At 63.0% G+C, this 13,226-nt stretch carries 13 protein-coding genes; 12 read left to right on the top strand and 1 reads right to left on the bottom strand.

The window, feature by feature from the left end:
* The first annotated feature begins 81 nt into the window (after positions 1-81).
* The 10 genes from AC01FP_RS09810 to AC01FP_RS09765 all read left to right on the top strand — a co-directional run bounded on the left by AC01FP_RS09810 (position 82) and on the right by AC01FP_RS09765 (position 11,308).
* On the top strand, positions 82-1,986 hold the full coding sequence (locus tag AC01FP_RS09810) for a DNA-directed RNA polymerase subunit gamma (protein WP_474479871.1): 1,905 nt from the start codon (positions 82-84) through the stop codon (positions 1,984-1,986).
* A 70-nt stretch (positions 1,987-2,056) separates the two neighbouring features.
* Positions 2,057-6,172, top strand: coding sequence for a DNA-directed RNA polymerase subunit beta' (locus AC01FP_RS09805; RefSeq protein ID WP_474479870.1), 4,116 nt, complete (start codon positions 2,057-2,059; stop codon positions 6,170-6,172).
* A complete protein-coding gene (locus AC01FP_RS09800; RefSeq protein WP_474479869.1) occupies positions 6,165-6,338 on the top strand; it encodes a high light inducible protein in 174 nt (57 codons plus the stop codon). The genes AC01FP_RS09805 and AC01FP_RS09800 overlap by 8 nt, the downstream gene beginning before the upstream one ends.
* A 41-nt stretch (positions 6,339-6,379) precedes the next feature.
* Positions 6,380-7,429: a dual-specificity RNA methyltransferase RlmN gene (rlmN, locus tag AC01FP_RS09795; protein ID WP_474479886.1), complete on the top strand. Its 1,050-nt coding sequence runs from the start codon at positions 6,380-6,382 to the stop codon at positions 7,427-7,429.
* Positions 7,430-7,438: 9 nt separating this feature from the next.
* A complete protein-coding gene (locus AC01FP_RS09790; RefSeq protein WP_474479868.1) occupies positions 7,439-9,193 on the top strand; it encodes a sodium:solute symporter family protein in 1,755 nt (584 codons plus the stop codon).
* A 20-nt stretch (positions 9,194-9,213) separates the two neighbouring features.
* Complete coding sequence (locus tag AC01FP_RS09785; RefSeq protein WP_474479888.1) at positions 9,214-9,372, top strand: hypothetical protein; 159 nt, start codon at positions 9,214-9,216, stop codon at positions 9,370-9,372.
* A gap of 96 nt (positions 9,373-9,468) precedes the next feature.
* Positions 9,469-10,224 (top strand): HEAT repeat domain-containing protein, encoded by a 756-nt coding sequence (locus AC01FP_RS09780; RefSeq protein WP_474479885.1) that lies wholly within the window; start codon positions 9,469-9,471, stop codon positions 10,222-10,224.
* Between the two features lie 51 nt (positions 10,225-10,275).
* Entirely contained in the window at positions 10,276-10,479 is a 204-nt protein-coding gene (locus AC01FP_RS09775; protein WP_474479867.1) for a DUF2997 domain-containing protein, read from the top strand.
* Between the two features lie 23 nt (positions 10,480-10,502).
* A complete protein-coding gene (locus AC01FP_RS09770) occupies positions 10,503-10,892 on the top strand; it encodes a DUF1257 domain-containing protein (RefSeq protein WP_474479866.1) in 390 nt (129 codons plus the stop codon).
* Between the two features lie 20 nt (positions 10,893-10,912).
* Positions 10,913-11,308, top strand: a complete 396-nt coding sequence (locus AC01FP_RS09765) for a ferredoxin (protein ID WP_474479865.1) — start codon at positions 10,913-10,915, stop codon at positions 11,306-11,308.
* Here AC01FP_RS09765 and rsmG read toward each other — a convergent pair.
* Positions 11,274-12,035 carry a 16S rRNA (guanine(527)-N(7))-methyltransferase RsmG gene (gene rsmG, locus AC01FP_RS09760; protein ID WP_474479864.1) on the bottom strand — a complete coding sequence of 254 codons (762 nt, stop codon included), beginning with the start codon at positions 12,033-12,035 and terminating at the stop codon, positions 11,274-11,276. The genes AC01FP_RS09765 and rsmG overlap by 35 nt on opposite strands.
* A 56-nt stretch (positions 12,036-12,091) precedes the next feature.
* On the opposite strand from rsmG, the gene AC01FP_RS09755 reads away from it, so the two are divergent.
* On the top strand, positions 12,092-12,553 hold the full coding sequence (locus tag AC01FP_RS09755; RefSeq protein ID WP_474479863.1) for a J domain-containing protein: 462 nt from the start codon (positions 12,092-12,094) through the stop codon (positions 12,551-12,553).
* Positions 12,550-12,816: a DUF3143 domain-containing protein gene (locus AC01FP_RS09750; protein ID WP_474479862.1), complete on the top strand. Its 267-nt coding sequence runs from the start codon at positions 12,550-12,552 to the stop codon at positions 12,814-12,816. Before AC01FP_RS09755 ends, AC01FP_RS09750 begins: the two co-directional genes overlap by 4 nt.
* Positions 12,817-13,226: the final 410 nt, after the last annotated feature.

Genomic DNA, 13,226 nt, shown 5'->3' with positions numbered 1-13,226 from the left:
GCTGATTGATCGCGGATCGCCCCTCCTGCGGGCGAAGCCGTGCCTCCCCTTCCTTTCTCGATCTCCGCGAGCTGCAAGCCGATGTCCAACAGCAACCTCCGTACCGAAAACCACTTCGACTACGTCAAGATCACCTTGGCGTCGCCCGAGCGGATCATGGAGTGGGGGCAGCGCACGCTGCCTAACGGTCAAGTGGTGGGTGAGGTAACCAAGCCCGAAACCATCAACTACCGCACGCTCAAGCCCGAGATGGACGGGCTCTTCTGCGAGAAGATCTTTGGCCCGTCCAAGGACTGGGAGTGCCACTGCGGCAAGTACAAGCGGGTGCGTCACCGCGGCATCGTCTGCGAGCGCTGTGGTGTGGAGGTAACGGAGAGCCGGGTGCGCCGTCACCGCATGGGCTTCATCAAACTGGCTGCCCCCGTATCCCACGTTTGGTATCTCAAGGGCATCCCCAGCTACGTGGCGATCCTGCTGGACATGCCCCTGCGGGATGTGGAGCAGATTGTTTACTTCAACTGCTACGTGGTGCTCGATGCGGGCGATCACAAGGACCTCACCTATAAGCAGCTACTCACCGAAGATGAGTGGTTGGAGATTGAAGACCAGATCTACGCTGAGGATTCGGATATCGAGAATGAGCCCGTGGTGGGCATCGGCGCCGAGGCCCTAAAGCAACTGCTGGAAGATCTCGAACTCAACGAGACCGCCGAGCAGCTGCGCGAGGACATTGCTGCTAGCAAGGGGCAGAAGCGGGCCAAGCTGATCAAGCGCTTGCGCGTGATCGACAACTTCATCGCTACCGGTGCTCGCCCGGATTGGATGGTGCTCGATGTGATCCCTGTGATCCCACCAGACCTGCGGCCGATGGTGCAGCTCGACGGCGGCCGTTTCGCCACTTCAGACCTCAACGACCTCTATCGCCGCGTCATCAACCGGAACAACCGGTTGGCCCGCTTGCAAGAGATCCTGGCCCCTGAAATCATCGTCCGCAACGAGAAGCGGATGCTGCAGGAGGCGGTTGACGCCCTAATCGACAACGGCCGCCGCGGTCGCACCGTGGTGGGTGCAAACAACCGGGCACTCAAGTCGCTTAGCGACATCATCGAGGGCAAGCAGGGCCGCTTCCGTCAAAACCTGCTCGGTAAGCGAGTCGACTACTCCGGTCGTTCCGTGATCGTGGTCGGTCCGAAGCTGAAGATGCACCAGTGCGGCCTGCCTAAGGAGATGGCGATCGAGCTGTTCCAGCCGTTCGTGATCCATCGCCTAATCCGCCAAAACATCGTTAACAACATCAAGGCAGCAAAGAAGCTGATTCAGCGCGCCGACGATGAGGTGATGCAGGTGCTTCAGGAGGTGATCGAAGGTCACCCGATCCTGCTGAACCGAGCTCCGACCCTGCACCGTCTCGGCATTCAGGCCTTTGAGCCAAAACTGGTTGATGGTCGCGCCATCCAGCTACACCCGCTGGTGTGCCCGGCCTTTAACGCCGACTTTGACGGTGACCAGATGGCTGTGCACGTGCCCCTGGCGATCGAAGCCCAAACTGAGGCCCGCATGTTGATGCTGGCCAGCAACAACATCCTTTCGCCCGCCACTGGCGAGCCGATCATCACCCCGTCCCAGGACATGGTGCTCGGCGCCTATTACCTCACGGCCGAAAAGCCTGGCGCGATTAAACCCGAGTTTGGCGACCGGGCCAATACCTTCGCCAACCTCGATGATGTGATTGATGCCTTTGAGGAAAAGCATCTCCATCTCCACGATTGGATCTGGGTGCGTTTCAACGGCGAGGTGGAGAACGATGACGAGGATAAACAACCTCAAAAAGAGGAGACCCTCAGCGATGGCACGCGCATCGAGCAGTGGCTCTTCCGCCGCGATCGCTTTGATGAAGATGGCGCCCTAATTAGTCGCTACCTGCTGACCACCGTGGGCCGTGTCGTGATCAACCACACGATCATCGACGCCGTGGCTGCGACCTGACGGCCGATCCGGACTCAAGGTTCCAGGCTTCCGTTTTCCTTCCTAATACGTCTATTAACCGCGCGCAGCCATGACAGCCACACCCGCCAAGAAAACCACCAAAAAGAGTGCCAAGAAGGCCGCTGAGGCAGCTGCCCTAGAAGTCGCCGCTGCTGCGGCACTGAAGGCGAGCAAGGCCCTCAGCAAGCAGGCGCCGCCTTTCCGCAATCGCATCATCGATAAGAAGGCGCTGCGCAATCTGGTGGCTTGGGCTTATAAGCATCACGGCACCGCAGCTACGGCTTCGATGGCCGATGAGCTCAAGGATCTCGGCTTCCACTACGCCACCCAGGCCGCCGTTTCGATCTCCGTTGACGACCTGCGCATTCCTAGTGACAAAGCTGCCCTGCTGGCGGAAGCCGAGGAGCAGATCACCGAAACCGAAGAGCGCTACCGGCTTGGTGAGATCACCGAGGTTGAGCGCCACACCAAGGTGATCGACACCTGGACCGAAACCAACGAGCGTCTAGTTGCTGCGGTACGCCGCAATTTCAACGAGAACGATCCACTCAACTCGGTGTGGATGATGGCCAACTCCGGTGCCCGTGGGAACATGTCCCAGGTGCGCCAGCTGGTGGGTATGCGCGGCTTGATGGCCAACCCCCAGGGGGAGATCATCGACCTGCCGATTCGCACCAACTTCCGCGAGGGGCTAACTGTTACCGAATATGTGATCTCCTCCTACGGCGCCCGCAAGGGTCTGGTGGATACCGCTCTGCGTACGGCCGACTCCGGCTACCTCACCCGCCGTTTGGTGGACGTGGCCCAGGACGTGATTGTGCGGGAAGACGACTGCGGCACTACCCGCAGTATTCCGATCGATGCCGATGAGAAAGGCAGGTTTGGTACCAGGTTGATCGGTCGCTTAGCAGCCGAGCCTGTAGTCGCAGAGGACGGCGAAATCCTCGTTGAGCGGGACGGTGAAATTGACCCAATCCTTTCCCGCCGCATTGAGGCCGGTGGGGTGAAAACGGTGAAGGTGCGTTCGCCGCTTACCTGCGAGGCCTCCCGTTCGGTGTGCCGTAAGTGCTATGGCTGGGCTCTAGCCCACAACCAACTAGTTGATCTCGGCGAAGCCGTCGGCATCGTTGCTGCCCAGTCGATTGGTGAACCCGGCACCCAGTTGACGATGCGGACCTTCCACACCGGTGGTGTGTCCACGGCCGAATCCGGCGTGGTGCGCTCACTTGTCGACGGTACGGTCGAATTTGGCCCCAAGGCCCGGGTGCGTCCATACCGCACCCCCCACGGTGTGGAGGCCCAGCTAGCCGAAACGGACTTCACCCTCAGCGTTAAGCCCACGGGTAAGGGCAAGCTGCAAAAGCTCGATATTGTTAGCGGCTCGATCCTGTTTGTCGCCGATGGCGACACCGTGCCCGGCGACACGATCCTGGCCCAGATTGCCGCTGGCGTGACGGTTAAAAAGAGCATTGAGAAGGCCACCAAGGACGTGATCTGCGACCTGGCTGGTCAGGTGCGTTATGAGGATGCGATCCAGCCCAAGGAGGTCACCGACCGCCAGGGCAACATCACCCTTAAGGCCCAGCGCCTGGGACGGATGTGGGTGTTCAGCGGTGACGTCTACAACCTGCCCCCCAATGCCCTTCCAGTGGTGGGTGGCAATAAGGCCGTCACTACCGGGGAAGTGCTGGCCGAAAGCCGCTTGGTGAGCGAGTACGGCGGGGCCGTGCGCCTGCGCGATAGCGCTGGCGACTCCCGTGAGGTGCAGATCGTCACCGCCAGCCTCACCCTCAAAGACTGCAAGCTGGTTGGTGAATCCACCCACTCCGGAGAGATCTGGCACCTCGAGGGCAAGGACAACATCCGCTACCGCCTCAATACTGCCCCGGGTAGCAAGATCGCCAACGGCGAGGTGATCGCCGAGCTGGCCGACGACCGCTTCCGCACCCAATCTGGAGGCACCGTCAAGTTTGCACCTGGTCTGGCGATCAAGAAAGCCCGCAGCGCCAAGAACGGCTACGAGGTGAGTAAGGGTGGCACCCTGCTATGGATCCCGCAGGAGACCCACGAGATCAACAAGGACATTTCCTTGTTGATGATCGAGGACGGCCAATGGATCGAGGCCGGCACTGAGGTTGTCAAGGACATCTTCAGCCAGACCGCTGGCATCGTCACAGTGGCCCAGAAGAACGACATTCTTCGGGAGATCATTGTGCGCTCCGGCACCCTGCACCTGGTCTCCGACAGCAAGACCATCAGCAAATTTGCTGACGGCAAGATGGTTACCCCTGGTGAGGAGATCGCCAAGGGTCTCAAGGCTGAGGCGATGTTGTTTGTCGAAACTGTTGAAACTCCCGACGGTGGAGCCCTGCTGCTGCGTCCGGTGGAGGAGTACGCCATCCCAGATGCTGCCCACCTGCCTGAGCTGGGTGCGATTAAGCAGTCTGGCGGCCCCTCCCTCACCCTCAAGGCGACCCAGCGCCTGGCCTTTAAGGACGGTGAGCTGATCAAGAGCGTCGATGGCGTGGAATTGCTGCGCACCCAGCTGATCCTGGAAACCATCGACACCACCCCCCAGATGACTGTGGATGTGGAAGCGGTGTCTGATAAGCGGGCCAAGACGATTGAGCGCCTACAGCTGACGATCTTGGAAACCCTGCTGGTGCGTCGCGACACCCTCTCCGATGCCAGCCACGGCTCCACCCACACCGATCTCCAGGTCGAAGACGGTATTGCTGTCAAGCGCGGCGATGTGGTGGCCACCACCCAGATTCTCTGCAAGGAAGACGGGGTGGTGCAGCTGCCTGATCTGGTAGATGGTGAACCGATCCGTCGCCTGATCGTGGAGCGCGATGGCGACACCCGCAATATTGATCTGGGTTCGGCTAACCCCGAGGTCGCGGTTGAGCAGCGCATCGTCGATGGGGACCGGCTGGCGGAAGGGATCGAAGCCCCCTGCTGCGGTCAGGTGGAGGCCATTAATGGCAGCATCCTCACCATTCGCCTCGGTCGGCCCTACATGGTGTCGCCCGATTCCGTGCTGCACGTGCGCGATGGTGAGTTGGTGCAGCGCGGTGACGCCCTGGCCCTGCTGGTGTTCGAACGTCAAAAGACAGGCGACATCGTGCAGGGTCTGCCCCGTATTGAGGAGCTCCTTGAAGCCCGCCGTCCGCGGGAATCCACAATCCTTTGCCGCAAGAGCGGCACCGTGCAAATCAAGCAGGGTGATGATGACGACTCAATCACCGTCTCGGTGATTGAGCACGACGATGCCCTTACCGAATACCCAATTCTGCTGGGTCGCAACGTGATGGTGAGCGATAGCCAGCAGGTGCATGCCGGTGAGTCGCTTACCGACGGACCGATCAATCCCCACGAGCTGCTGGAGTGCTTCTTCGAAGATCTGCGCAGCCGCAAGCCCACCATGGAGGCGGCCCAGGAGGCAATCTCCAAGCTGCAGTTCCGCATGGTTACGGAAGTGCAGAACGTCTACAAGAGCCAGGGCGTTTCGATCAGCGACAAGCACATCGAAGTGATCGTGCGCCAGATGACCAGCAAGGTGCGCATCGAGGATGCCGGGGACACCACCCTGCTGCCTGGTGAGCTAATCGAGCTGCGTCAGGTGGAGCAGGTGAACGGCGCCATGGCGATCACCGGTGGCGCACCCGCCGAGTTCACACCGGTGCTGCTGGGTATCACCAAGGCCTCGCTCAATACCGACAGCTTCATCTCGGCTGCCTCCTTCCAGGAGACCACCCGGGTGCTCACCGAGGCTGCCATTGAAGGCAAGAGCGACTGGCTGCGCGGTCTCAAGGAGAACGTGATCATCGGCCGCCTGATCCCTGCGGGCACGGGCTTCAGCGGCTTCGAAGAGGAGCTGCGGGCTGAGGCGGGCCCCCATCCCGACATCCTCGAGGAGGAGGCCATGGGCTATCGCCGCATGCAGAACCTGCGTCCCGACTACACCGTCGAGATGCCTGCTCCTGTGGTGTCGATGGCCGTGCTCGACGATCCCTCCGATGCGGATCTAGAGGCAACTCGCAGTCGCCATGGCATCGAAGCCAGCGCCAGCGGCACGGCAGCCTTTACCCGACCATCCGTTGAGGAGGGTCTGGAGGAGGAGCTGATCGCTGATCCCGCTGCTCTCGAGGGTCTGCAGGAAGAGGGTCTGCTCACCGATGAGTAATTCTGCCCGCACCAGCCTGAACACGCCGGTGCCCCAGCGCCGGTTGCCTCGCTTTGGCTTCCACACCCACACCGAGCTGCTCAATGGCCGCATGGCCATGCTGGGTTTCATCGCCCTGCTGGTGGCGGAATGGCAGCTGGGCCACGGCTTGCTGATCTGGCCTTGAGCCCATCCCCTGCTGCGCCGCTTGCCACTCCCCTGCTGGGGATGGGTTTGGCGGCCTTGGAGCAGTGGGCCGTTGGCCATGGCCAAGCCGCCTTCCGCGGCCGCCAGCTGCACGATTGGCTTTACGCCAAGGGAGCCCGCAGCCTCGACCAGGTGACTGTGCTGCCCAAGGCCTTCCGGGACCAGCTAGCCAGCCAGCCCCCCAGTGCTGCCGGCGACTGGATTGGTCGCTCGCGGGAGCTGCACCGCAGCGTCGCCCGTGATGGCACCACAAAACTATTACTAGGTACCTTCGACGGGCTCAGCCTCGAGACCGTGGGCATCCCCGCCGAAGGCAGGCTGACGGTGTGTGTGAGCAGCCAGGTGGGTTGCCCGATGGCCTGTCGCTTTTGCGCCACCGGTAAAGGGGGGCTGCAGCGCTCCCTGGCGGTGCACGAGATCGTCGATCAGGTGCTGAGCGTGCGTGAGGTGATGGACCAGCGCCCCAGTCACGTGGTGTTTATGGGCATGGGTGAGCCCCTGCTCAACAGCGAAGCGGTGCTGGCAGCGATCGATTGCCTCTGCACCGATCTGGGTATGGCCCAGCGCCAGATCACGGTGAGCACCGTGGGCGTGCCCAAAAGCTTGCCCACCTTGGCGGAACAGGCCCTAGAGCGGCTGGGCCGGGCCCAGTTCACCTTGGCGGTGAGCCTGCATGCCCCAGACCAGCGCCTGCGGGAGGAGCTGATCCCCACGGCCCATGCCTATCCCCTGGAGGCATTGCTGGCTGATTGCCGCCACTACGTCAAGCTCACTGGCCGGCGGGTGAGCTTTGAATACATCCTGCTGGGCGGGCTAAACGACCAGCCTCGCCATGCCGAGGCGCTCGCGCGGCTCCTGCGCGGCTTCCAGAGCCATGTGAATCTGATCCCCTACAACCCGATCGCCGAGGAGGAATTCCAGCGTCCGGAGCCTGGTGCAGTCGAGGCGTTTCGCCGTGCCTTGATCGATCGTCACGTGGCAGTGAGTGTGCGGGCCAGCCGCGGCCTCGATGCCGATGCCGCCTGCGGCCAACTGCGCCGCCGGCTTGAGGGCAGCCTGGAGCCGGCTTAAGGTCCGGCTATGGCAAAGATTGACTGGCTGATTTTAATCAGTTATCTAGTGGCCAGCTTGATGTTGGGCCTTTGGCTTTCGCGGCGCAACCGCGATCAGGCCGACTACTTCGTGGCCGGCCGCCAGCTCAAGGGCTGGCTGGCCGGCGCCTCGATGGCGGCCACCACCTTCTCGGTGGACACGCCCCTCTATGTGGCTGGCCTGGTGGGAGTGCGCGGCCTGGCTGGCAACTGGGAGTGGTGGAGCTTCGGTGTAGCCCATGTGGCCATGGCGGTGGTGTTTGCCCCCCTGTGGCGCCGCAGCGGTGTGCTCACCGACGCCGCCTTCACCGAGCTGCGCTATGGCGGCCCCACCGCCGCCTGGCTGCGGGGCATCAAGGCCTTTTTGTTTGCCCTGCCGATCAATTGCATCGGCATCGGCTACGCCTTCCTGGCGATGGCCAAGGTGAGCGAAGCCCTAGGGCTGGCCCCCACTCCCGCCGCAAGGCTGCAGCTGCTGGCAATTGTGGGGGTGCTGGTGCTCGTGTACACCGCTGCCGGGGGCCTCTGGGCCGTGGTAGTGACCGACATGCTGCAACTGGTGCTGGCCTTGGCCGGAGCGCTGGCCGTGGCTGTTTACGCGGTGCAGGCCGCCGGTGGCATGGATGCCCTGCTGGCCAGCGTGCGCGAGTTGAACCGGCCGGAGCTTCTCTCCTTGGTGCCTTGGCGGCTGGAGGGTGGCCGCTTCAGCTGGATCGAAGGCGCTGGCATTTCGGTGTCCACTTTCACTGCCTACATCGCCCTGCAGTGGTGGAGTTTTCGCCGCAGTGACGGCGGCGGTGAATTCATCCAGCGGCTGCTGGCCACCCGCGACGAGCGCCAGGCCCGCATTGCCAGCTGGGTGTTTCTTGGGGTGAACTACCTGCTGCGCAGCTGGCCATGGATTCTGGTGGCTCTGGCGGGGGTGGTGTTGCTGCCCGAATCCACCGACTGGGAGCAGAGCTACCCGCTGCTGGCGGTGAAGCTGCTGCCTCCCGTGGCCCTGGGCCTGGTGGTGGTGTCGCTGGTGGCGGCCTTCATGAGCACCGTGAGCACGGCGGTTAACTGGGGTGCCAGCTACCTCACCCACGACCTCTACCAGCGCTTCATGCGGCCGGAGGCCAAGGATCGGGAGCTGCTGCTGGTGGGCCAGCTGGCCTCGGTGGTGCTGGTGGCCCTGGGTGTGCTCACGGCGTTGTTGAGCACCAACATCGGCACCATGTTCCGGCTGGTGATTGCTATTGGCACTGGCCCGGGGGTGGTGCTGGTGCTGCGCTGGTTCTGGTGGCGGATCAATGCCGCCGCCGAGCTGGCGGCGATGCTTGGCGGCTTCCTGGTGGGGTTCTCCACCTCCGTGGTGCCGTTGCTGCGCATCGACGACTACGGCGTGCGGCTGCTGGTAACCACCTTGCTCACGGCCGTGCTCTGGATCCTGGTGATGCTGGCCACCCCGCCGGAGAGTGCCGAGGTGCTCGAGCGCTTCGTGCACCAGGTGAGGCCGGCCGGGCCGGGCTGGGCCGGCTGGCGGCGCCGCACCGGCGTCGAGCCCCAGGAAACCCTGCTCGATCTGGTTAGCCAGCTGGTGTTGAGCTGTGCGGTGCTTTTCGGAGCCCTGCTCGGCATCGGCGGCTTCCTGCTCAAACTGCCCGTTTGGGGTTGGGGCGGGCTGGTAGTGGCTGTGCTGGCTGTGTTGGGCCTGCAGCAGCGCTTCCGCCTGCAGGCCGGCCTGCGCGGGATGGGTGCCTAGGGGGGCGCGGCCGGGCGATGATGGAGCCAGGCGCCTGCTCTCCCCCCAAGACTGTGCAATTCTTCCGCTCCACCCTGCTGCCAGCCGCGATCGTGGTGTTGTTTGGACTGGCCCTGTTTGCCGTGAGCGCCCGCATCTGGTTGCCCGGCGATATGGCGGCCCCCGCTCCGATTGGCTGAGGCAACGTTGTGAGCCTTTCTCCGCAGTTCGATCAGCAGCCGGGAGGAGCTGGTCCCTTTGGCGATAGTCCCCAGGAGCTGTACCTCGACCCGGAGATGCTCGCCGAGGAGCTGGCCGAGGAGCTGCGTGGTGATCCGCTCGACGACCTCGATAGCAGTGATCCAACGGCCAGCGATGTGGCGGCTGAGTGCGATCTGGGCTTGGTGTTGTTGCGGGGCGACTCGGGCGGTGGCAGCCAGGAGCAGTGCATGCAGGGGTTGCGCATCTTTTGTGAACACCGCGATCCCCGGGCCCTGCCCCTGCTGCTGCCGCTGCTGACGGAGAGCTGCCCGATCCTGCGGATGAGCGCGGTCTACGCCTTGGGCCGCAACCCCAGCCCCCAGGCGGTTGAGCCCCTGCTGGGCCTGCTGGTTTCAGACGACAACGGCTACGTGCGCAAGGCCGTGGCCTGGAGCCTTGGCAACTACCCAGAGGCCCCAATCCTTAATCCTCTGATTCGCTCCCTGCAGGTGGACATCGCCGCGGTGCGCCTCTGGGCTGCCAGCTCCCTGGCTGAGGCCGGCTGCACCGGGCCGGCTAAGGCCGATCCCGCCGCGGCCCAGCTGTTGCTCAGCCTGCGCATCGACAGTGAGCCGGCGGTGCGCAGCAACAGCGCCTGGGCCCTTGGTCGCCTCTACGGCGAGCTGGTGGAGCCCCGGCAGCAGCTGGTGGTTGAGTCGCTGCTGCACGCCATGCTCAACGATTTCGAATCGGGGGTGCGCGATGAGGCCAGGCTGGCCCTTGAGCAGCTCGAGCAGCCGGAAGTGTTGGAGCGTTTGCAGACGCTGGTGGAGGAAGGTTTGCTCAGCTGAACAGCCCCAGGATTTCCTGGTTAACATTTCCAAACTTCTTCAGCCTCTGGGATGGAGCAAATCACCATCCGATACCGGATCCATCCAGATGGACGTGTCGATGAGCTTGTAGAGGGGCTGCAGGGTATGGCCTGCGAGCAGCTCACCGAGCGCATTGAGGCTCGGCTCGGGGTTGTGCAGCAGCGTCGGGCTACGGCTGAGGCCTTTCTCTCCCAGCAACAGGCCCAGCAGAGCCAGGTTCACTCCCTCTCTTAAACCAATTACTTCCTCCTAAAGCGATGTCGCACTTCAGCACCATCAAGACCGAGCTCCGTGATAGCCAGTCCTTGTTACAAGCGCTTGAGGATTTGGGCCATGGCCCAAGGCAAGGGTCCTTGATGGTGCGCGGCTATCGCGGCCAAACCGTGGAGGCTCAGCTGGCTGTGGCTCAGGCCAATGGCGCTGATATTGGCTTTCGACTCAACCCTGAGACTGGCAGCTACGAATTGGTGACCGATCTCGACCTCTGGAACCAGCCCGTGCCAGTCGAGCGCTTTCTAGCCCAGCTCAACCAGCGATATGCCCTGCGCAGCATCCTGGCAGCCACGGCTGAGGAGGGTTTCCAGGTGAACGAGCAAGTCCAGCAGCAAGACGGCAGCATCGAATTGGTAGTGAGCCGTTGGGCCTAGATTTGGGTCCCCATACCGGCATGGTTGATCCTTCCCTGGCGTTTACGGCCACCGCCTTGCCACCTGAGTCGAGGCGCACCGGTCACGAACCACTGCTGGGTGGAGCTCTAGGTCAGAAAGCTGTTTGGGTGGACGAAGCGGTCTGTATTGGCTGTCGCTACTGCGCCCATGTGGCCGTTAACACCTTTGCAGTGGAGCCCCACTGGGGCCGCTCCCGGGCGATTCGTCAGGACGGCGACTCCACCGAGCTGATTCAAGAGGCGATTGATACCTGTCCCGTTGATTGCATCCATTGGGTTGCCTATGAGCAGCTAGCCCAGCTCCAGCAGCAGCTGGCCGACCAGGAGATCTTGCCCCTTGGTGTGCCGTCGCCCGTACGGCTCAAGCGCACGTTGCCGCGCCCAGTGGCTGCTTAGCCGGAACTCCAACGGCCCGAGGATAGGTGCTCGGGCAGGGGCCAAGCGGTTTAATCACCAGGGCGTGACGGCTGCCCCGGCCACTGGGTAATTCCCTGGCTAAGCACTGGTCGATGCCAGCTTTCAGAAGGGCAAGGGCGGCATCGAGGTCCTGTTGGTCACTGGTGGACCACTGACCGCGATAGAGCAGGGCTCGCCCTTGGGGTTGCAGCAGGGGCACTAAGTATTCCGCCACCACCGGCGCACTGGCCACGGCGCGGGCCAGGGCCCAGTCGAACTGGCCCCGGCAGGCCGGCTGCTGGCCGGTGCGCTCGATCCGTTCGCAGCGCAGCTGTACCCGCTCCTCCAGCCCCAGCGCTGCGGCCATGGCTTGCACCGCCTCCACCTTGCGCCCCACCGAATCCACCAGGGTCAACTGGGCCTGGGGAAAGGCGATCGCCAGCGCCAGACCGGGGAAGCCACCGCCGGTGCCCACATCAATCAGCCGCAGCGGTGCCTGGTCTGCCCCCGATTGCAGTAGGGGCACCAGGGGCCAGAGGCTGTCAAACACCTGGGCTATCCAGAAATCGTCGTCCTCCACTAGGCGAGTCAAGTTGAGCTTGCTGTTCCATTGGCGTAGCTGCAGCTGCAGGTCGCCCAGCAACCTTTCTTGATCTGGGCTGGGCTGCCAGCCCAGCTCTTGCCAGAGAGCATTGGCGGTGAGGGTGCGAGCCATCCGGCTTGGCAACGGGTTTGGAATTCCTAGGATCCCGCAGACCGGATCAATTGCCCGGTGCCCTGCCTTTGGCCAGCTCCCCACCCAGCTATTACACCTTGCTCCAGGTGCCGCAGACCGCCTCGCCCCAGGAGCTACGTCAAGCGTTCCGGGGGCTGAGCAAGCGCTACCACCCCGACACCACCTTGCTGCCGGCTGGGGAGGCTGCATTGGCTTTCCAGCAGCTGCAGCAGGCCTATGGGGTGCTGAGCGATCCGGTGCTGCGCCAGCGCTATGACGACCAGCTGCGCCCGCCTTCGCTGCTTAGCAACCCGGTTGCAGCGCCCTCGACCACAGTTTCCCGGCCCGCTTCGGTGCGGCGTGATCTCTCTGGCGGCGAGTGGCTGGCGCTGCTGCTGTTGGGATTTGCCCTGGTGTTGAGCTTGGTTTTGGGTGTGGGAGTGGCCTGGATGCGCGGCGCCCAATTGGTGCAACGGCCGAGCTGGTGGCCTGAGGTCGCCTCCACCAACGTGACAGGGTTGGAGCCATGACCGAAATGCCCAGTTCCAAAACGCCGCTTTATCACCACCCCCTGCCGGCTTTGGAGCACTGGCTGGAGCAGTTGGGTGCCAAGCGCCAGCGTGCCAATCCCTGCCTCTGGGACCTGCACCGCCCTGAATGGAGTGCCCAGATTGAGCTGGAGGTTGAGGAGCTCAAGGTGAGCTGGCACAGCGACGGCAAGGTATGTGTGCGTCACTTTCCCTATGGCCTGTCGCGGGCCGATGCCGAGGCGGTGATCCTGGCGGGGCCTTAAGGGTCCGCTGAAAAACCCGGCCCTCGACGACCCACTCCCACCTGTTGCGCTGGTTTGCGGGCCTGAGCCCGGATGGACCGCAAACTACGATTCACAGACCAAACGGGCACGCAAGGATTTTGAGGGTCTGCTCAGACCAACGGCAGAGAGCTACTCTCCAGGCTCACCCCCTAGGGACGGAGGGAATCGATCCTTGGGCTGGGGTAATGGGCGTCACTCCCCAAGTGCCTAGGCCCATACCAACGACCTAGGGCCTAGATTCCCAAGTACTATCAGGATCCATAGGTAATCCGTCAGCAGTCGATCCGAAGCATAAGCTTTGCCAATGCTCACGGGTTGACTCGGGAGGCATATGCAGCTAGTATTTAGAACTCGCGTGCATACCATGACAAAATTCGGCCTGCTTGCTA

It is taken from the genome of Cyanobium sp. NIVA-CYA 375, from assembly GCF_056108345.1.
The sequence above is the reverse complement of the archived record's forward strand: the minus strand, read 5'-3'. Positions and strand labels throughout refer to the sequence as shown.

Excerpts from the sequence above, each read along its gene's own strand:
- AC01FP_RS09770 (WP_474479866.1), top strand. The coding sequence starts at position 10,503 with ATGTCGCACTTCAGCACCATCAAGACCGAGCTCCGTGATAGCCAGTCC.
- AC01FP_RS09800 (WP_474479869.1), top strand. The coding sequence starts at position 6,165 with ATGAGTAATTCTGCCCGCACCAGCCTGAACACGCCGGTGCCCCAGCGC.
- AC01FP_RS09780 (WP_474479885.1), top strand. The coding sequence starts at position 9,469 with ATGCTCGCCGAGGAGCTGGCCGAGGAGCTGCGTGGTGATCCGCTCGAC.
- AC01FP_RS09750 (WP_474479862.1), top strand. The coding sequence starts at position 12,550 with ATGACCGAAATGCCCAGTTCCAAAACGCCGCTTTATCACCACCCCCTG.
- AC01FP_RS09810 (WP_474479871.1), top strand. The coding sequence starts at position 82 with ATGTCCAACAGCAACCTCCGTACCGAAAACCACTTCGACTACGTCAAG.
- AC01FP_RS09805 (WP_474479870.1), top strand. The coding sequence starts at position 2,057 with ATGACAGCCACACCCGCCAAGAAAACCACCAAAAAGAGTGCCAAGAAG.
- AC01FP_RS09765 (WP_474479865.1), top strand. The coding sequence starts at position 10,913 with ATGGTTGATCCTTCCCTGGCGTTTACGGCCACCGCCTTGCCACCTGAG.
- AC01FP_RS09775 (WP_474479867.1), top strand. The coding sequence starts at position 10,276 with ATGGAGCAAATCACCATCCGATACCGGATCCATCCAGATGGACGTGTC.
- AC01FP_RS09790 (WP_474479868.1), top strand. The coding sequence starts at position 7,439 with ATGGCAAAGATTGACTGGCTGATTTTAATCAGTTATCTAGTGGCCAGC.
- AC01FP_RS09785 (WP_474479888.1), top strand. The coding sequence starts at position 9,214 with ATGGAGCCAGGCGCCTGCTCTCCCCCCAAGACTGTGCAATTCTTCCGC.
- rlmN (WP_474479886.1), top strand. The coding sequence starts at position 6,380 with ATGGGTTTGGCGGCCTTGGAGCAGTGGGCCGTTGGCCATGGCCAAGCC.